Here is a 19881-nt window from a genome sequence, read left to right as displayed (position 1 = left end):
ATATTTTTTATATTAGCAGACATCATAATAATTGATGATAAGCAGCGTCAGCTGTGTTATGCATTAGCATTGCAATTGTCAATAAACCTACACCACCTGGAACAGGCGTAATGAAACCGGCTTTTTCTTTAACATTTTGAAAATCTACATCACCGACAATTTTTTTTGGTGCTATACGATTTATACCTATATCGATTACTGTAGCACCTGGTTTTACCATATCTGCTGTAACAAATCCTGGCTTACCCACTGCGGAAATAAGAATGTCAGCATTGGCTGTTATATATGGCAGATTTTTTGTGTGAGAATGACAGATTGTAACTGTTGCATTATGTGCAAGCAATAAATTAGCCATAGGTTTGCCTACGATGTTGCTTCTGCCGATTATAACGGCATTTTTTCCATCTATAGGAATATTGGCAAGCTCCAGCATTTTTATACAACCAAAAGGTGTACATGGTACTAGAGCTTTTTCGCCAATAGATAATTTACCAACATTTACAGGATGAAAACCATCAACATCTTTATGTGGAGCTATTTTATAAAGAATTTCACTTTCATATTTTTGTAAATGCTGAGGTAAGGGAAGCTGCAGTAAAATACCGTGCACCGTTTTATTTTCATTAAGCATTTTTATATTTTTAATAAGTTCATTTTTAGATACATCTGCGGGCAATCGTACTATTTGTGAGTTTATACCCATTTCTTCACAAGTACGGTGTTTATTTCTCACATAAATTTGTGAAGCAGGATCTTCTCCTACGATTATAACGGTAAGACCGGGATGAATACCAGTTTTTTCTATTAATGCATTTATTTTGTTTTTAGCGGCTTGTTTTAGTTGCTCGGCATATATTTTTCCGGCGAGGATAATTGCTGACATCATAGTCCTCCTAAAATTTATTTTGCTGATATGCTGATTACTGTAAATATGAATATGACAATGGAAACTATTCCATTACGCATAAAATATACTTGTGTTAATCGGCTGTAATTATAAGGTGAAACGATTGAGTGCTGATAAATTAATGTTATTATGGCAATTAATATACCTATATAATAAGTGTAGGTAAGATGATAGGCATAGCCAGTGATAATAAAACAGATAATACTTATAAAATGGACAACAGAGATTATGGGAAAAACCCTACGGGCAGTAAATTTTGTTGCCAGTGAGTGCAGTCCGTGTTTTTTATCAAAAGCTTCATCCTGACTGCCGTAAATAGCATCGAACCCACCAATCCATAAACATACACCAAGCCCAAGAATTAAAATGGGAAGATTTATAGTCCCGGTCACAGCAATATAACTGCCTATTGGTGCCATAGCTAGAGCACTCCCCAAAACAAAATGGCACATGAATGTAAAACGTTTTGTATAAGGGTATAGGAAAAGAATCAAGATAGCCAACGGGGCAAGATATATGCATATAGGGGCAAGTTGCAATGCAGAAAAAGTAAAGAGAATGATGCTTATGAACATTAAAATGAGTACTTCAGGAGTTTTAACATCGCCAGTTACCATGGGCCTTTTGGCCAAGCGCGGTTGAAGCCGGTCATATTTTAAATCTATGAGATTATCAAGGATTAAGGCAGTACTTCTTGCGCCAATCATGGCAAGGGTTATGAAAATGAAATCATGTAATGAGGGAAGTCCATCGGTAGCTAAAAACATTCCCATATAGGCAAATGGCAGGGCAAAGATAGTATGATGTAAAGCAATGTTATTGACATGAGCGGATATTTTATTCAAGACCAAGATCCTTCCATTTTTCATCAACAGTCTTTTTTATATCATCCGACATTGTAATTTCATCTGGCCATTCACGGGTATGTCCTTCTTCTGGCCAAGTCTTTGTCGCATCAATGCCAATTTTGGTACCCCACTTTGGCATTGGTGAAGAGTGATCCAGAACATCAAGCGGACCGTCTACCATTGTAATATCTTGTTTAGCATCTATGTTATTATAGACACGCCACCACACTTCTTTTGTATCCTGTACATTTACATGTGCGTCTACGATGATGATCATTTTTGTAAACATGGCCTGTCCCATGCCCCAAATAGCCTGCATTACTTTTTTTGCCTGCTGGGGGTAGGTTTTTTTTATGGAAATCATCATGCAATTATGGAAAACACCTTCAAGCGGGCAATTTATATCTACTATTTCAGGTATTAATTGTTGCATTAAAGGTAGAAAAATTCTTTCAGTGGCTTTGGCGAGATAGCAGTCTTCCATAGGTGGTTTACCGACAATGGTTGTGAAGTAAACAGGATTTTTTCGATGAGTAATGCAGGTTATATGAAATACTGGATATTCATCAGCTAATGAATAATAACCGGTATGATCACCGAAAGGACCTTCGCGGCGTGTTTCATCTATATTTACATAACCTTCTAATACTATTTCACTAGATGCAGGGACTTCTATGTCGACGGTTTCGCATTTTACCATTTCTACTGATTTTTTTCGTAAAAAGCCAGCAAATACCATTTCATCTACATCACGTGGCAGAGGTGCCGTAGCAGCATAAGTAAGGACCGGATCTGTTCCTATGGCAACAGCTGCTTCTAGTTTAGTATATCCCAGACGCTTATATTCCCGGAAATTTTCCGCTCCATTTTTGTGGATATGCCAATGCATACCAGTTGTATTGCGATTATATTTCTGCAGGCGGTACATACCGACATTTCTTTTTTTAGTAACAGGATTTTTGGTAAATACTAGCGGCAAGGTAATAAAAGGACCGCCGTCCTGTGGCCAGCAGGTGAGAATAGGAAATTTATCCAAAGAAGGATTATCTTTTATAATAACTTCTTTACAGGGAGCTTTTTTTACATATTTGGGGAAATTTATAGCTCTTTTAGCCATAGGAATAATATGGATAAGATCCATTTTCTTTTGTAATGATATATAAGGAAGTCTTAAAATTTCCCTTAAATCATTTGGCACATCTTCGAGTTTTTCCACGCCGAGCGCAATAGCCATACGCTGCATAGAACCAAAAGCATTTATTAATACAGGAATATCATATCCCTTAACATTTTCAAATAATAGGGCAACATTTTTATTGCCATCCATTTTACAGATACGATCAGTTATTTCAGTGATTTCCAAGTAACAATCTACTGGTGTATGTATGCGTTTCAATAATCCTTTTTCTTCTAATACGGTTATGAATTCGCGTAAATCATTAAAAGCCATGCAGGAACCTCTTTTCATAAATATTTTAAACGAGATAATTTGTTATTTTTTTAGGATAAAACGAACAATAAAATAACTGGAAAAATATAGAAAAATCATGGGAAGGGCAATGGTTGTCTGGGTGAACATATCAGGTGTAGGAGAAATAACAGCACCAATTACAAATGTCAGAAAAACAACAATACGCCATTTTTTTATAAGAAACTTAGATGTTACAAGCCCTATTTTTGCTAATAGTATAACAATAAGCGGTAGTTCAAATACTAAACCAAATGGCAGGACAAAAGAAATGACAAAAGTAAAATAATGGCTTACAGAAAAAAGCGGCATTAGATTATTATCACTAAAACCAATAAAAAACTTTATAGCGGCTGGCATTACTAAAAAGAAAGAGAAAGCCAGGCCACAGAAAAATAATAATACTGAAGAAGGAACTACTAAAAGTAAAATCTTTTTTTCTTTTATGGTCAGGGCAGGCAGGACAAAACACCATATCTGATATAATACTATGGGTAGGGCTAATAAGAAACCGGCAAAGATAGAAACTTTTATATAAGTGAAAAAGGCTTCTGTTGGCTGCATATAATAGAGTTTGCCAGCAGGGAGCGTCAGATAATGCATTATATTATCTATGAAATAATAACAAATAGTGCTGCCCGCAACTATAGCAATAAGACTTTTTATTATACGTTTGCGCAGTTCCTCAAGATGACCGATTAATGTCATATTCCCCGCAGGAATCTCATTTATTTCAGTTGAAGGCAGCATTTCATCCGTTCTTGTATTTTGCAATTCGGCAGGATATTTATCTTGTGTCATAGCATAGCACTCACTTTTTCTGTTCTTCTTTTACATCAATAATTTTTTCTTCAGTAAAAGGTTTTTCTTTTGAAGCGGATGATTCATTTTCTGATGAAGCATTTTTGAATTCTTTGATGCTTTTTCCTATGGCTTTGCCTAATTCAGGTAATTTACCGGGACCAAAAAATATGAGCCCGATGATCAAAATGAGTAGTAACTCAGGTACGCCTATATCAAACATTTTTATCCTCCTAATAATTTAACATGATTAACCTAAATTCATCTAAGAAAATATCTTGTGTTTCAAAACAGGGCTTTATAATATTTTAATTATTAAACTGATAAATAATTAAAAAGCGCCTTTAAAATTCAAAGACGCCTTACAATTATTTATTAGTTGTTTTGGTAGAATTGGTTTGTGTTGCTGTGTTGATGTTAGTACTCTGTGCTGTGGTCTTGGCTGGTTCTTCTGTTTTGACTGAAGCAGTAGCAGCTGGCTGCTGGGCCGGCTGTTGAGACGACTGTTGCGGGGCATCAGTTATACCTGCTGTTGCTTTTTTCAGCTCATTAATGCTTTTTCCTACTGCACGACCTACCTCTGGAAGTTTTCCCGGTCCAAATAAAACTAAACCAATAATCAAAATGACGATAAGTTCAGGAACACCAATGCCAAACATTTTCATCGCTCCTTTTAAGAATTAATAAGATAAAAAATCAATGTTATTAATTATTAATTATATTTATTAAATAAGCAATAACTATAAATACAATTGTATTATAGCATACTTAATTTTAAAAATCACGTTTTCTTACAAAATCAGCTACCTGGTAAAATGACTTTTTTATTATAGGCGGAAGTGTATCTGGTAACACTCTTTTTGACTTATCAAGATAATCATAAACTTTTTCCCGGGCATAATCAAGACCATTACTATTTTTTATTATTTTTATTGCATCTTTGACCATTAAGGAATCTACGTTTTTATTAGTTATTATTGTAATGAGTTCATCTTTTTGCGGACTGGCTTCTATTGCTTTTATAACAGGTAGTGTTATAATGCCTTGCAGAATATCGTTACCAGCTGGTTTGCCTATTTTTTGTTCATTTGAAGTTAAATCTAAAATATCATCAGTTATTTGGAATGCCATGCCTAAATAGAGACCATATGTATAAAGACTGTCAGTATCAGCTTTTGACAAGCCGGCGGTAATACCACCTATTTCACAGCTGGCAGCTATAAAATCAGCAGTTTTTTTCGAAATAGCATCATAATATTCCTGTTCTGTCCTCAATTGGTAATGTTTTTCATTTTGGTGAATCTCACCTTCACTTAATCCGCAAATAATTTTAGCCAGGCGTAATAATATGCGTTTATCGTAATTTTTATCAGCGACTATGGCAAAAGCACGGGCAAAGAGAAAATCACCACTTAAGATAGATATATTATTGCCCCACTTAGCATTAGCTGTAGCAGAACCTCGTCTGGTTGATGCATTATCTAAAACATCATCGTGTACCAGTGAAGCCATGTGGATGAGTTCTATGGTTATTGCCAGCGGTAAAGTGTAGTTTAAGTTGTATTTTTGCTGACTGTGTGCTGCTAAAAAATAAAGTGAAGGTCTGAGTCTTTTTCCTCCTGACTTGACTAAATGTTCACCGATATCGGTTATTAAAGCAACATCTGAATGAACCTCTCGGTGTAAGCCGCTTTCTAGAGCTTGTAAATCTTTTTTTATAATGTATAACATTTTGTTAATCAACAAATAAATCACCTACAAGTAAATTCATAACTAATTAAGTTTACTACAAAATATAGCAGTTAGTAAACTACCATGGCAAAAAAACTTTAAATTATTATGATTATTATCTAATTTTTACTAAGTTATAATTAAGAAAAATTTTGTATCCAATGTGTTTTAAATAGTTGCATTTAAAATATTTGTTGTACGGTAGTTTTAAACTAGGAATTTATTATCACCCGTAAAAAGAAAATAAAATATGAATAGATTGTGGGCGCTATAATTGTCTGCGGTAGTTCTAGAAATGAATAAAATTAGCTAACAATAAGTATCAATGTACATATTTTGCTTGTCAAAGAATAATTTTCGTGATATTTTAATATTTATCTGACAATTTAAATATTATAAAAAGCACTATAACTAATATAAGACATGCAGTAATAAAGTCGATGAAGGCAAATAGACTATATTTTATATATGAAGTGAATTAATATAGAAAAGGCGGAAATGTTATGATAAAAATCTGTTCATGCCAGTTTGAAGTTGAGGCAGGACATCCCAGCAGTAATTTAAAAAAAATGCTTGCGTATATAGAAAGTGCGAAAAAAAATGCAGCTGATATTATAGTATTTCCGGAAATGGCTGTGCCAGGTTATTTCATTGGTGATACATGGGATTCATCAGCCTTTTTGCGTGATTGTGAAGAATGTGGCAGAGTAATAATAAAAGCAGCAGAAAATATTGTAATAATTTTTGGTAATATCGCAGTTGACTGGGAGAAAAAAAATCGAGATGGTCGACAGCGAAAATATAATGCTCTTTTTGTAGCGCAAGATAAAAAACTGATAAGACCGCAGGACTCTAAGTATCCGTTTGCAATAAAAACCCTTCACCCTAATTATCGCGAATTTGATGATACACGTTATTTTTATAGTACAGCGATGCTGGCTACTGATTTAGAGGTTAATGTGAGGGAACTTATAAAGCCCTTCAAATTATCTATAAAAGGAAAGAAGTTATCAATAGGATGTATTTTGTGTGAAGATGGCTGGGATGATGATTATCCTATCTCTCCTATAGATATTTTATGTGAAAATAATAAACTGGATGTCATTTTTAATATATCAGCGTCTCCCTATACTTTAGGAAAGAATGATAAACGGCACAGAGTATTTTCTAGACATGCTAGAAGGAATAATGTTCCTATTGTATTTGTAAACAAAGTTGGAATACAAAATAATGGTAAAACAGTATATACATTTGATGGTTCAAGTACTGTTTATAATAATGACGGAACTATTATTGATTATATAAAACCATATGAGGAAAAAAATAGTTATATTATACTACCGGCCAGGCAAAAAAATTTTGTAAATGGGATAGATAAAATTAAGGAAGATGAAACTGCATCAATATATAAAGCTTTATTGTATGGAATCAAGCATTTTTTAAGAAAAATACACATGAAGAAAGTAGTTATCGGAATATCTGGGGGGATAGATTCAGCTGTTGCAGCAGCATTATATGTTAAAGCTGTTGGCCCTAAAAATGTGCTTTTAGTAAATATGCCTAGTGTATATAACTCTTCCACAACTAAGAGCCTTGCTCACGAAATGTCATTAAATCTAGGGTGTCCATATGCGGTAATACCTATTCAAAAAGTTGTTGATTATACAATAAACCAATTAGAAAATACAGAAATAGAAAATGCTTCAGAAAATATTCCCCGACAAATAAAAGTGTCATCATTTACAGCGGAAAATATTCAGGCTCGTGATCGGTCTGCTCGTATTTTAGCAAGCGTAGCAGCTGCTATTGGAGCTGGATTTACTTGCAATGCTAATAAGGCAGAAACCACTGTGGGGTATTCTACGCTTTATGGCGATCAGTCAGGTTTTTTGGCGGCTTTGGCGGATCTATGGAAATATCAGGTATATAACTTAGCAAGGTATCTTAATGGTAAGGTCTATAAAAAACAAGTTATCCCTCAGGCTGTAATAGATATAGTTCCTAGTGCAGAACTTTCTGTTGAACAGAATGTTGATGCAGGTAAAGGTGACCCAATAAAGTATTTATATCATGATTATTTATTTCGTTCATTTGTGGAGCGGTGGGACAAGGCTGTACCGGAAGATATATTACAATGGTATAAGGATGGTGTATTAGAAAAAAATATTGGTTGTGCACCGGGAATAGTCAAAAAATATTTTGCTAATGTCAGTGAATTTATTACTGATTTAGAGCACTGGTGGAACTTGTTTTCCGGCATGGCTGTGGCCAAGCGTATTCAGGCACCACCGATATTAGCTGTAAGCCGCAGGGCATATGGCTTCGATCAGCGCGAAGCGCAGAACGGACCATATTATACTAGACAGTATGAGAAAATTAAGCAGGAATTGTTAAATAAATAAATTTTGGCAGGACATATTTTTTCTGTTATACTATATAATTAATAATGGTTTGCAAAGGATGAAACTATGAGAATAATTACCGGCTGTGCTCGTGGCACAAAATTAAAGGCACCAAAAGGGATGAATACCCGTCCAACAGCAGATCGGATAAAAGAATCACTTTTTAATATATTGAATTTTAAGCTTGCGGGTGCTATTATACTGGATGTTTTTGCTGGCAGTGGGTCTTTAGGACTGGAAGCATTGAGCCGGGGAGCAAAAAAAGCTGTTTTTATCGATATGGATAGTGACAGCATAAAGGTAGTTCAAGCTAATGTATTGCATACACATTTGCAGGATAAGGCTGATATATTTCAGGGTGATGCATTAAATTTAATTAAAGTATTAGCAAGAAAAAGGCAGCAGTTTGATTTTATATTTTGTGATCCGCCATATCATAAAGGAATATGCGAGACTGTATTAAATATGGTGGAGACATATGAGATTTTATCTAAAAATGGTATGTTTATTGCTGAAACCGGCGCAGATGAACAAATTACCTTAGAAAAGGATAGATTTTCGCTGATACGCAGTAAAGTATATGGAGCAACAACAAAAATAGACATATATAAATGTACAGTTTTAGATAATGCCTGAGGAGGTAATATATTGACAATTGCATTATGTCCTGGCAGTTTTGATCCGGTGACGAACGGGCATATAAATATTTTTGAGCGGGCAGCAGGGATATTTGATCATCTTATTGTTGCTGTATTCAATAATATCAGAAAAACCCCTTTTTTAACAATAGAGGATCGCTTGAGTTTACTGCAAGAATCAACTAGGCATATAAATAATATAACAATAGATGCGTTTGATGGACTTTTGGCTGATTATGTTAAAGATAAGAAAGCTGATATTGTTGTAAGAGGACTTAGAGATCAAAATGATTTTTTTTATGAAACGGCGCAGATGATAATGCTTAAACGCATGGTGCCTGATGTGGAAATGGTATACCTTATGAGTGAGCATAAATATTCTTATGTAAGTTCATCGGCAATACGGGAGCTTGTAAGATTTAAGGGAAATATTGAAGGACTTGTTCCTGATTGTGTAGAAAAAACTATAAAGGAAAAGTCTATTCATTAAGATTGATAATTTTGTTAGATGTCAGTTTGCTTAAAAAAAGAAAGTTTATCCTTAAATATTTGGCAGTAATATCATTCTTAGTCAATGATATTTTGGAGGAAAAGGCTTTATTTAAGCAGCCATAAAAGTAAAAAAGTATAAAATACAAATGAAGGTAGGATGTATAAATGGCTATAAACGCACTACTTGATGAATTGGAAAACTTGGTAGTCGATGCCCGTCGCCTTGTATTTACCAATAAATGTATCATTGAAGAAGATGATATTATGCGTCTTATTAATGGTCTGCGTAAGGAATTGCCGCAGACGATAAAGAGTGCAGAAGATGTTATCCGCACTAAGCAGATGATACTAGATGATGCGAAAAATGAGGCAGCAAAGATAGTCGAACAAGCAAAAGTTTATGCTACCAAAATGACGGCAGAAGATCAGATTGTAGAACAGGCACGAGTGCAGGCAAAAGAAATTATGGATAAGACTATAGAGCATTCAGATGATTTGAAGAATGATTCATTGCATTATGCTAATCAGGTATTTGATCATCTTTTGGGAAATTTGGGTAATATTTTAGAAGTGGTTCAACAGGCTAAAAATGGACTTAATGATGATGGCAGTGGTGATACGAGGCAGGCCCAAGGGAAAAAAAATGAATGATAGATGTAATAAATTAATAATATGTGCCAGTTTATAAACATAAAGCTACTGCCTATGCAGATTTTGGCAGCAGCTTTTTTGATAAATGATAGGAATGAAATAATAGTATGATAAAATTATCTCCGTCTATTTTACAGGCGGTCAGCAAACCAGCTCGTTATACAGGTGGTGAAGTAAATGCAGTGTGTAAGGATTTAGATAAAATTGCCTGTAAATTTGCTTTGTCAATGCCTGATGTATATGAAGTGGGAATGTCCAATTTGGGACTGAAGATTTTATATGAAATATTAAATAAGCGAAATGATACAGCAGCGGAACGAGTATATACACCATGGCCTGATATGGAAGAAAAAATGCGACAAAATAATATTCCTCTATATACTCTGGAATCATTTACTGAATTAGGAAAATTTGATTTTGTCGGGTTTACGTTACAATATGAATTAAGTTATACTAATATACTGAATATGCTTGATCTAGCGGGTATTTCAATACTTTCTAAAGAGCGAAAGAATTATGAACCTTTCATTGTCGGCGGTGGTCCCTGTGTCTATAATGTGGAACCAATAGCCGATTTTTTTGACTTTTTTATTATTGGTGAGGGTGAAGAAGTTATAAATGAAGTAGTAACAGAATTTATAACATGGGATAAAGAAACAAAAACGCATGACAGGCAGGAACTTTTGCATCGGCTTGCTGCAATAAGGGGAATATATGTGCCATCTTTTTATCGGGCTGAATATAATGAAAAAGGGGTTTTTAAAGAACTAGTACCGCTTTTTCCTGATATACCTAAAGTGATAAAAAAACGTGTAATAAAAAATATGGATGATATTCCCAGTATTGAAAAACCAATTGTGCCATATATAAATATTGTTCATGATAGATTGATGCTAGAACTTTTTCGCGGCTGCAGCCGCGGTTGTCGATTTTGTCAAGCAGGAATAGAATATAGGCCAGTGCGTGAACGACGTAGAGAAACTTTGTATGCTCTGGCAAAAAAAATGATTGATAACACAGGTTATGATGAAATGTCATTAACGTCATTGAGTTCAGCAGATTATTCCTGTCTGCCGGTATTGATTGAGAACCTGATCGATGAATATGCTGGAGAAAAAATGAATTTTTCTCTGCCTTCATTGCGGATTGACAGTTTTTCCATAGATATAGCCCATAAACTTCAGACAACAAGAAAAAGTGGTCTTACTTTTGCACCAGAGGCAGGAACACAAAGACTGCGTGATGTTATAAATAAAGGCGTTACAGAAGCTGATCTGCTGCGAGCCTGTGCTGCTGCTTTTGAGCATGGATGGAAAACAGTAAAATTGTATTTTATGATGGGGTTGCCTACTGAAACCGATGAAGATCTTATTGGCATAGCTGAATTAGCGGAAAAGGTTGTTGATTTGTATAAAAAAGTCAAGAGCCGTCGTGATGTTAAAGTAACAGTCAGTGTATCCTGTTTTGTACCTAAACCTTATACTCCTTTTCAATGGTTTGGGCAGAACAGTAAGGAAGAATTTGAGCGGAAGCAGCGATTGTTAAAGGCTAATATAAAGAATAAGGCAATACATTTCAATTATCATGATGCTTCTACAAGTATTTTAGAAGGAATAATTTCGCGTGGTGACAGGCGTCTGGCAAAAGTCATTTATCTGGCTTATAAAAAAGGTGCTAAATTTGATGGCTGGAGTGAAATGTTTAATTTTAAAACGTGGATGCAGGCTTTTGAGGAAATCGGTGTTGAACCTAATCAATATAATTTGCGTACACGTGATGTTACAGAAAAACTGCCATGGGATTATACAACTCCGGGGGTAAGAAAAGAATTTTTATTAAGTGAATATAAAAAAGCTGCGGCTGAAGAATTAACGCCTGATTGCCGCAGGAGTAAATGTATAGGCTGTGGTATTTGCCAAGAACTTGGGGTAGATATTGTTGATTGGAAGGGGAATAACGATGATGATATATCGCGTAGAGATAACTAAAAATGAACAGTTACGTTATATTTCCCATTTAGATTATGCCAATCTTTTACAGCGTTGTATTCGTCGGGCAAAACTGCCGGCGGCTTATTCAGAAGGTTTTAATCCTCATATGAAAGTTTCTTTTGCTTCAGCATTGGCACTTGGGATTACTACTGATGCTGAATATGCAGATATTGAACTGACTAAAGATGTTTGTCAGCCGGAATTCTTTTCTAGGCTGAGTGAATCACTGCCTGAAGGAATAAATTTATTACGGGCTAAAAAACTTGTGGACAGACATCATAAATCAATGAATGCTTTAGTAGATATGGCGGTATACAAAGTAATACTGCCCGCGGATATTGATAAGAGAAAATTTACGGAAGCTGTACGGAAATTCAATAATGCGCTTGTGGTTGTTTTTGTTAGAGAGCGCATGGGGAAAAAGGCACAAAAGGGACGTATGGTAAAAAAGGAAATTGATATAAAAAAATTTTTAGCAGCAGATCCACAGTATGATAATAAGGAAAACAGCCTTTTATTAAAGCTGCGAGTATCATCAGAAGGAACGGTAAAGCCTAGTGAAGTGACAAAAGCTATATGCAGTGAATATATACCGGATTTTAATTATGATGATATTCTTATAAACCGGACAGAACTGTTGGCAGCTGGTAAGAATTTGCTGGATATTGTCTAAACGTAAAAATTTTGTTAAAGGGGTCATCGTATAAAAATATATTACTAATAAAAAAAGCTTGTCACCGTGTAACGTAGCAGTGGCAGGCTTTTTTATATTTATGATGCTCATCCATATAAAAGCAGTTTTTCTAATATTACTCTGTTGACTAGGCACATTAAAAAAAGGAATACAAAACAGTATATAGAATATATTGAATAAAATCTTTTATCTTTTAGAAGAATCAATGTTGACTTGTATCCTGTATTATTATAAATGAAAGGATCAGGCAAAATTAATCTTGTAACATTAGGAAAATAGGGGTGAATAAAATGGAATGGTTTGATAATTTAAGGATCAAACAAAAATTAGGCTTATTAATCATTATTTTCAGTGCAGCAATCCTCATTGTGGGAAGTATAGGTTACCTTGATTTGAAAAAGAGCAATGAGAATACTAACAAGATATATAATGGAAACATGACAGAAATTGATTTGGCCTATCAAAACCGTGTATATATCGGCAGGATACAAAGTGATTTATTTGAAATTATTTTAACAAAAGATAAAAAAGAAAATGAGCGGCTCTTTGCAGAAATTGACAATATGAGAAAAATATATACAAAAAATATTGAACAGTTTAATTCTATGTCCTTAAGTTCGGCACAAAAAGAAAAAATGGATGCATTGAACAAAATTTTGGTTAGATATAAGAAAGAAAATAATATAGCAATGGATATGGTAAGAAGTGGTAAAAATCAGGAAGCCTATGTATATTATCAGGCCAATGTCACTGACCTTGCTGCTAAAACTACAGGTATACTGACAGACATGACAACAATAGCTAAAAATGAAGCAAAGGAAATGAAACAAAAATCGGATGCAGATTTGGAACAAATGCGGATATTTTTTATAATTATAATTTTAGCATCTATTTTGATAGGAGCAGCATTAGGCTGGTTGATCATAAAACAGGTGATAGGACGTTTAAGCGAATCTACTGAATTCCTAGATAAAATTGCCTCGGGTGATTTTTCTAATGATGTAGCTAAAAAACATCTTGAAGATAAAAGTGAATTTGGTTTTTTAGCTAAATCAATTGATCAGATGAATCGTAATGTACGAACACTTATTAAACAGTTATTAACTACTTCTGAACAGCTTGCTGCTGCATCAGAAGAATTGACAGCCAGTGCAGAACAATCTTCTTTGGCAACTAATCAAATAGCTGATTCAATTACAGAAGTCGCGGCGGGAGCAAATCGGCAGTTAGAAATAGCAATTGCCACTAATCAGGTGGTAGAGGAAATGGCCAAAGGTATTCATCAGGTTACTAGTAGCACTGTAGAAGTGGCAGGTTCAGCAGAACAGACATCAGAAGCAGCAAATAAGGGACATGAAGTTATTAATAAAGCGGTAGAACAGATGAAAACTATCGGCAGTAAAACGGATGATACAGCCGATGTTATTGAAAATTTGGGCGAAAAATCAAAGCAAATTGATAAGATTGTAAAACTGATTTCAGATATAGCAGAACAGACTAACCTTTTGGCACTCAATGCAGCAATAGAGGCTGCTCGTGCTGGTTCAGCGGGACGAGGATTTGCTGTGGTAGCTGATGAAGTCAGAAAACTTGCTGAACAGTCAGCCATGGCAACAAAGGATATTGTTACTATTATAGATGATGTGCAGGCTAAGACAAGGTCAGCTATTGTATTTATGAATGAAAGTAAGCGTGAAGTTGAGAATGGTAGTGAACTGGTGAATATTGCCGGTAGAAATTTCAACGAAATACTGCAGATGGTTCAATCAATATCAGGGGAAATACAGGATATATCAGCAGCAGCAGAAGAATTAACAGCAGGAAGCGATGAGGTAATAAATTCTGCGCAGAATGTAAAAGGCGAAAGTCAAAAGACAGCAGAAGAAACAGAAACGATATCAGCAGCTGCTGAACAGCAGTCTTCGGTTGTTCAGGAAATTGCCACAGCAAGTACACATCTGGCACAATTAGCAGAAAATCTGCAAAATGCCATAAATAAATTTAAAATATAAATATTTAAACAAAAAAGTGCCGTTGAAACGGCACTTTTTTGTTTAAGACAATAATTTTTTTAAAATAGCTAGGGCATGTTTTTTATTTGCTGCTACAGCTTGCTGAGAAATATTTAATAATCTAGCTGTTTCTTTTTGCGTATATCCAACTATAATAGTATATTTTATTATTTTTTGCTGTTGTGTTGATAACTGCTGCAGTGCATTTATTAATATAGTTTTATTAATAATATTATTTTCTATGAAATATGCATTGTGATGGAGTATATATTTAGCTTCCGTACTATTGGCATTGGTATTAACAGGAGTTTCTCTCTGCCAATTACGACGATATTTTTTGAATAATGTTCGCAGATCACTGTAAATTTTTGCCTTTGCATAGCCAGGAAAAGGAATTTTTCGGTTTTTGTCATAGTTTTGTAGCGCCTCATAAAGACTTACTGAAGCACAGGCATAAGCTTCTTCATAAATGGGACGAAGATGGTTTTGACTGGCAGCCTTGTGAAGCAGACCTTGGTAATCCTTGAAAATTTTGCTGAAATTGAGTTCATTAGAACTTTTTTTATACATATTCTCACCTTTAGTGAGAAACCGGTTTCCCGTAAATTAGCGCTTATCTTTAAAATAGATAGCATTTTTTTAGTAGACAAATAATCCCTTATTCTTAATAAGATTGAATAATATGAAAAATTAAATAATTAATAATAACAAATATGATTTTACAGTTTCTATTTTTCGTTGATATGTTGCATAAAAATTAATTTATAGATATTTCTTATGAAATAACAAATAAATAAAGGCTTTTACCTTAGAAATATAGAATTAATGATAAAGGTACAGTACGGTCTAATAAGAAAGAAGTCCTGTTATGCCAAAATATCTTTTTTCCCAAAGAGAAGTACATTATTGCAAATTAAAAAAATACAATGTTATGCTGTGGATTACGTACAAAAAAACAAAATCGGGGATTCGGGTTGATAATAGAGAATGTGAATACTGCTGGGAATGCAGCAATAATCATATAAATTGTGCTTATGCTGATTGCAAGAATGGTAAAAAATATTTGGTTAACTCATAAAATATTTTATAAATGATATATATCAATGTCACTGTTATTTAGTCTTGTGATAATATGAGCTCATAAATTTTTGTAATTATAATTTTATAAAATTAGGCCGCGCTTATGTACTTTTCTTAAACAATATATTTTAAATAAAAGTTATTTTTTAATAAAAATGCCTCATCTGATAAGATTTTACTCATACCAGATAAGGCATTTTTTTATGGGCAAAAATAAGACTGTTGCATAAAGCATTGATTCATTAAATATAATTATCAAAATCAATAGCTGGCTGTGGGTTTTGGCAGGCAGCTTAAAAGACCAGGGAAGGGGTGATTTCAATTAATATATGATGATGAATGTGCTTACACAGCAGTCTTATTATATATGTTATCTCACCAATACATGAATCATAATCCAGATGGGTGGATACTGACGGGGGAGCCAATATATGACCATGCTGGTGATGGTTGCAAAATATGTATAATAGTAAGTAACTATTTACTATCTATAAATAGTATTATACACTATTTATAATCAAATGTGTGTTTTTCTTGTGACAGTTTACTGAAAAAAGTCTGAAATTAATATTTCTTTAATTAATGGATTTTATGTATATAATCAAGCAGTAATTGAATGGTTTAAAATGTATGTAATAATAAAAAATATTATTAATTTTATATGTTAAATAATGTGTAGTGATATTATTTATGCAGTTATTTTGCACTGTGTAGTGCAAAAGAGAAGTTGAGTGATTAATGGGATGTACTGTAAGATACACATATAAACAAGACAATAAAGGAGGAACATATAATGACAGATAAATTTTTTTGGGGAAACAGTGTCAGTAGTATGCAGACTGAAGGTGGTTGGAATGAAGGTGATAAAAGCTTATCAGTCTATGATATAAGAAAAGCATCTGAAGATGCCAGTGATTGGCATTTTGCTAATAATAATTATAATGATTTTACGGAAGATTTTGATTTGATGCAAGATATGGGAATGAATATGTATCGTTTTCAGATAAGTTGGTCAAGAGTAGTAAAAGATGGCGATGGTGCATGGAACGAAGAAGGGATAGCCTATTATAATCGGTTTATAGATGAGCTCATAAAGCGTGGTATTGAACCAATGATTTGCTTATATCATTTTGATATGCCATTGCATCTAGCAGAAAAGTATAATGGTTTTCTTGATAAAAAAGTAGTGGATGCATTTGTCCGGTTTGGTAAAGAAATGGTAAGGCGTTTTGCTAAAAAGTGTAAATGGTGGATTACCTTTAATGAGCAGAATCTTTATTCGCAACCCGATATTGCTTTTAAAATAGCCGGATATGTGAAGGGTGAAAAAACAACCGATGAGTTATATCAGATAATCCATAATGTAATGACAGCCCATGCACGTATCTCTAATTTTGTCCATGAGGTTTCAGATGCAAAAATTGGTGGAATGCTGGCTTATAGTGAAGTATATCCAGCAACATGCAGGCCAGCAGATATTAAGTGTGCCAGAGAATGGGATGAATTTATCAATTTTTCTCTTTTAGATTGTTATGCGGGTAAGGGCTATTCTATAGCAATGCTTAAAGGTGTAAAATTTTATGGCATTGATATGAAAGCATTACCAGAAGAAATGGATGATATTAAAGCTTTAAAAAATGATTTTCTTAGTTTCAGCTATTATGCTTCAACAACGGTGGATTCAACGAAAATAGCAGATAAAACGATACCTAATTATTATTTAGCTAAAGGTAAGACTAAGAATCCGCATGTAGATGAAACAGAGTGGGGCTGGCAAATAGATGCTTTAGGTTTTAGGGATGTTTTGAATAAAATGTATCAGCGTTATCGTATGCCGGTATTCCCAATAGAAAATGGTATCGGGGTAAGAGAAGAATGGGATGGGAAAAATATCATTCAGGATGATTATCGGATTAAATATCATTCAGATCATATCAAAGCTATGTTTGAAGCAATAAATAAGGATGGTGTAGCTGTGATAGGTTATTTAGGATGGGGGCTTATTGATATATTGAGTTCTCAGGGAGATATGGAAAAGAGATATGGCGTTGTTTATGTTAACAGAGGAAATCATGATTTGCGCGATATGAAGCGTGTACCTAAAAAAAGTTATTATTGGTTCAAGGGTCTGATTAAAACTAATGGACAAAATTTGTAATAGGGGGCGATAAATCATGGATAATGAAAGATTTTCTGCAATGACCGATAAATTTGCCGAGATAGCAGTAAAAGTAGGAAATAACATTTATTTGCGTACGCTGAGAGATTCATTTATAACTATCATGCCGGTATTTATATTGGCTGGTTTAGCAGTTCTTATAAATAACGTTATTTTTCCTTTGGTTTCCAGTGGAGAAGAATTAAAGCATTTACAGGTGTTTGGTAATGTATTGACTAATGGGACACTGAATATTGCCGGGCTTTTAATATCAGTAATGATAGCATATATTTATTCAGTAAATAAGGAATTTAAGAATCCTATTTCTACAGTAGTCATTTCGCTGTCCAGCTTGATTATCATGATGTCAAGCACTGTGCTTGTAACTCCTGATGGCAGTAAAGAAGCCGTATCTGTCATGAATAGTGTATTATCGTTTAATCATATAGGGACAAAAGGCATGTTTGCAGGTATTATAATAGGGCTTGTATCGTCTATGCTGTATGTAAAACTTACGGAATTGAAGCATTTGCAGATAAATATGCCGGAAGGTGTTCCACCTCAAGTTGGAAAGACATTTAGTGTCCTCTTATCATCAATGATCACGCTTATAATCATGGGTGTTATATCTGCTTTTATGCAGGTAGCAATGCATACTGATCTTATCAAGGTAATATCGACTTTAGTGCAGGAACCGTTGCGCCAGGTTAATACATCTTTGCCGGGGTATTTGTTGATATATTCTTGTGGTAATATATTATTTTCCTTAGGGATACATCAATCTGTAATAAATGGTTCCCTGCTTGACCCAATAATGCTGGTAAATATGAATGAAAATATGCAGGCAGTCCAGGCTGGTCATCAGGCCATGCATATTATAAATTCAGATTTTCAGACTTGTTTTGCGCAAATGGGAGGAACAGGGTTAACAATTTCATTATTATTGGCAATCTTTTTATTTAACAAATATAAACCTTATAATGAAGTAGCAAAATTAGGGCTTACTCCTGGTATTTTTGAAATAAATGAACCAATAATTTTCGGCTTGCCGATCGTGTTTAATATTCCTATGATGATACCTTTTGTTTTATCGCCAATTATCGGAGCATGTATAGGCTATTTTGCAACAGCTATAGGTTTTATAAAGCCGTTGTTCATATTTGTTCCATGGACAACACCCCCGTTAATATCAGGATTTTTATCCAGTGGTGGTGACTGGAAAGTTGTTTTAGTACAAATAATTATCATTGCAGTTACGACCTTGTTTTATATTCCGTTTTTGAAGATAAGTGAAAAAGTAGCGATAAGAACTTATGAATTGGATGTACAGAGTGAAGGAAAGGATGAATAATAATGAAAAATATTTTATTAGTTTGTTTATCGGGAATGTCAACCAGTCTTTTGGTCCAGAAAATGGAAAAAGCTGCTGAGAAAAATGATATAACAGTAAGGATCTGGGCTGTATCGGAAGCAGAAGCTCATAATAATTTTGCTGAAGCTGATATTGTATTATTGGGTCCGCAATTGAAATTTAAATATAAAGAATATAAAAAAATGCTGGGAGAAAAACCGGTAGAAGTTATCAGTATAGCTGATTATGGTCGTATGCAGGGAGAAAAAGTTTTAAAATGGGCTCTATCAATATTGGGTTGAGGAGGAAAAACAATGGAAGATAATGAATTACAATTCTTTGAGTTAATATCAAATGCAGGGGCAGCACGTTCGGCTTATATAGAAGCAATAAACTGGGCAGAAAAAAAAGACTTTGCTAAAGCGGCCCAGGCAATAGCTGAAGGGGATAAAGTTTATGCTGATGGACATAAAGTTCATTTTAAACTAGTGCAAAATGAAGCAGCCGGCAAAAAAAATAATACATCACTTTTGCTTATCCATGCCGAAGATTTGCTTATCGGTGCAGAAATGTTTAAAATTATTGCTGAATCATTTATTAAAGTTTATAAGCATATGGATGAAGAGCTGGCTAAAAAAACTGTTTAAATAAAGTTTA

The 19881-nt window shown here is 34.2% G+C and carries 19 protein-coding genes; 11 read left to right on the top strand and 8 right to left on the bottom strand.

Annotated features, from left to right (window positions below; translation table 11 throughout):
* Positions 1-22: 22 nt before the first annotated feature.
* From folD to I6760_RS01895, 7 genes are all read right to left on the bottom strand, one after another.
* The gene (gene folD / locus I6760_RS01925) at positions 23-883 is read right to left on the bottom strand and encodes a bifunctional methylenetetrahydrofolate dehydrogenase/methenyltetrahydrofolate cyclohydrolase FolD (protein ID WP_196594721.1); all 861 of its coding nucleotides are present in this window, start codon (positions 881-883) and stop codon (positions 23-25) included.
* Positions 884-900: 17 nt separating this feature from the next.
* Positions 901-1752: a 4-hydroxybenzoate octaprenyltransferase gene (locus tag I6760_RS01920; RefSeq protein ID WP_196592841.1), complete on the bottom strand. Its 852-nt coding sequence runs from the start codon at positions 1750-1752 to the stop codon at positions 901-903.
* Positions 1745-3205: a menaquinone biosynthesis decarboxylase gene (locus I6760_RS01915; protein ID WP_196592840.1), complete on the bottom strand. Its 1461-nt coding sequence runs from the start codon at positions 3203-3205 to the stop codon at positions 1745-1747. Before I6760_RS01915 ends, I6760_RS01920 begins: the two co-directional genes overlap by 8 nt.
* A 42-nt stretch (positions 3206-3247) precedes the next feature.
* The gene (gene tatC, locus I6760_RS01910) at positions 3248-3973 is read right to left on the bottom strand and encodes a twin-arginine translocase subunit TatC (protein ID WP_231036286.1); all 726 of its coding nucleotides are present in this window, start codon (positions 3971-3973) and stop codon (positions 3248-3250) included.
* 61 nt (positions 3974-4034) lie between these two features.
* Positions 4035-4247 carry a twin-arginine translocase TatA/TatE family subunit gene (tatA, locus tag I6760_RS01905; RefSeq protein WP_196592838.1) on the bottom strand — a complete coding sequence of 71 codons (213 nt, stop codon included), beginning with the start codon at positions 4245-4247 and terminating at the stop codon, positions 4035-4037.
* Positions 4248-4392: 145 nt separating this feature from the next.
* Positions 4393-4683 (bottom strand): Sec-independent protein translocase subunit TatA/TatB, encoded by a 291-nt coding sequence (locus tag I6760_RS01900; RefSeq protein WP_196592837.1) that lies wholly within the window; start codon positions 4681-4683, stop codon positions 4393-4395.
* 115 nt (positions 4684-4798) lie between these two features.
* Positions 4799-5767, bottom strand: coding sequence for a polyprenyl synthetase family protein (locus I6760_RS01895; RefSeq protein ID WP_330997937.1), 969 nt, complete (start codon positions 5765-5767; stop codon positions 4799-4801).
* A gap of 491 nt (positions 5768-6258) precedes the next feature.
* Here I6760_RS01895 and nadE point away from each other — a divergent pair, with 491 nt between their 5' ends.
* From nadE to I6760_RS01865, 7 genes are all read left to right on the top strand, one after another.
* Positions 6259-8157 carry an NAD(+) synthase gene (gene nadE, locus I6760_RS01890; RefSeq protein ID WP_196592836.1) on the top strand — a complete coding sequence of 633 codons (1899 nt, stop codon included), beginning with the start codon at positions 6259-6261 and terminating at the stop codon, positions 8155-8157.
* A 66-nt stretch (positions 8158-8223) separates the two neighbouring features.
* On the top strand, positions 8224-8793 hold the full coding sequence (gene rsmD / locus I6760_RS01885) for a 16S rRNA (guanine(966)-N(2))-methyltransferase RsmD (protein WP_196592833.1): 570 nt from the start codon (positions 8224-8226) through the stop codon (positions 8791-8793).
* Between the two features lie 12 nt (positions 8794-8805).
* A complete protein-coding gene (coaD, locus tag I6760_RS01880) occupies positions 8806-9285 on the top strand; it encodes a pantetheine-phosphate adenylyltransferase (protein ID WP_196592828.1) in 480 nt (159 codons plus the stop codon).
* A gap of 167 nt (positions 9286-9452) precedes the next feature.
* Positions 9453-9938 (top strand): ATP synthase subunit B family protein, encoded by a 486-nt coding sequence (locus tag I6760_RS01875; protein ID WP_196592826.1) that lies wholly within the window; start codon positions 9453-9455, stop codon positions 9936-9938.
* A gap of 107 nt (positions 9939-10045) precedes the next feature.
* A complete protein-coding gene (locus tag I6760_RS01870) occupies positions 10046-11926 on the top strand; it encodes a TIGR03960 family B12-binding radical SAM protein (protein WP_330997936.1) in 1881 nt (626 codons plus the stop codon).
* The gene (locus tag I6760_RS12900) at positions 11898-12602 is read left to right on the top strand and encodes a TIGR03936 family radical SAM-associated protein (protein WP_330997935.1); all 705 of its coding nucleotides are present in this window, start codon (positions 11898-11900) and stop codon (positions 12600-12602) included. The genes I6760_RS01870 and I6760_RS12900 overlap by 29 nt, the downstream gene beginning before the upstream one ends.
* Before the next feature lie 311 nt (positions 12603-12913).
* Entirely contained in the window at positions 12914-14635 is a 1722-nt protein-coding gene (locus I6760_RS01865; protein ID WP_196592825.1) for a methyl-accepting chemotaxis protein, read from the top strand.
* A gap of 42 nt (positions 14636-14677) precedes the next feature.
* On the opposite strand, the gene I6760_RS01860 is transcribed toward I6760_RS01865, so the two are convergent.
* Positions 14678-15205, bottom strand: coding sequence for a sigma-70 family RNA polymerase sigma factor (locus I6760_RS01860; protein ID WP_196592824.1), 528 nt, complete (start codon positions 15203-15205; stop codon positions 14678-14680).
* Between the two features lie 1303 nt (positions 15206-16508).
* Here I6760_RS01860 and I6760_RS01855 point away from each other — a divergent pair.
* The 4 genes from I6760_RS01855 to I6760_RS01840 are packed head-to-tail and all read left to right on the top strand — an operon-like array spanning position 16509 to position 19871.
* On the top strand, positions 16509-17873 hold the full coding sequence (locus I6760_RS01855; protein ID WP_196592823.1) for a glycoside hydrolase family 1 protein: 1365 nt from the start codon (positions 16509-16511) through the stop codon (positions 17871-17873).
* Between the two features lie 16 nt (positions 17874-17889).
* Positions 17890-19224, top strand: coding sequence for a PTS sugar transporter subunit IIC (locus tag I6760_RS01850; protein ID WP_231036043.1), 1335 nt, complete (start codon positions 17890-17892; stop codon positions 19222-19224).
* A 2-nt stretch (positions 19225-19226) separates the two neighbouring features.
* Positions 19227-19526, top strand: a complete 300-nt coding sequence (locus I6760_RS01845) for a PTS sugar transporter subunit IIB (RefSeq protein ID WP_231036042.1) — start codon at positions 19227-19229, stop codon at positions 19524-19526.
* A 12-nt stretch (positions 19527-19538) separates the two neighbouring features.
* The gene (locus I6760_RS01840; RefSeq protein ID WP_196592821.1) at positions 19539-19871 is read left to right on the top strand and encodes a PTS lactose/cellobiose transporter subunit IIA; all 333 of its coding nucleotides are present in this window, start codon (positions 19539-19541) and stop codon (positions 19869-19871) included.
* Positions 19872-19881 lie beyond the last annotated feature (10 nt).

Origin of the sequence: Pectinatus sottacetonis (assembly GCF_015732155.1) — a bacterium.
In the GTDB taxonomy this organism is placed as follows: domain Bacteria; phylum Bacillota; class Negativicutes; order Selenomonadales; family Selenomonadaceae; genus Pectinatus; species Pectinatus sottacetonis.
This window is presented reverse-complemented; position numbering and strand designations above follow the sequence as displayed.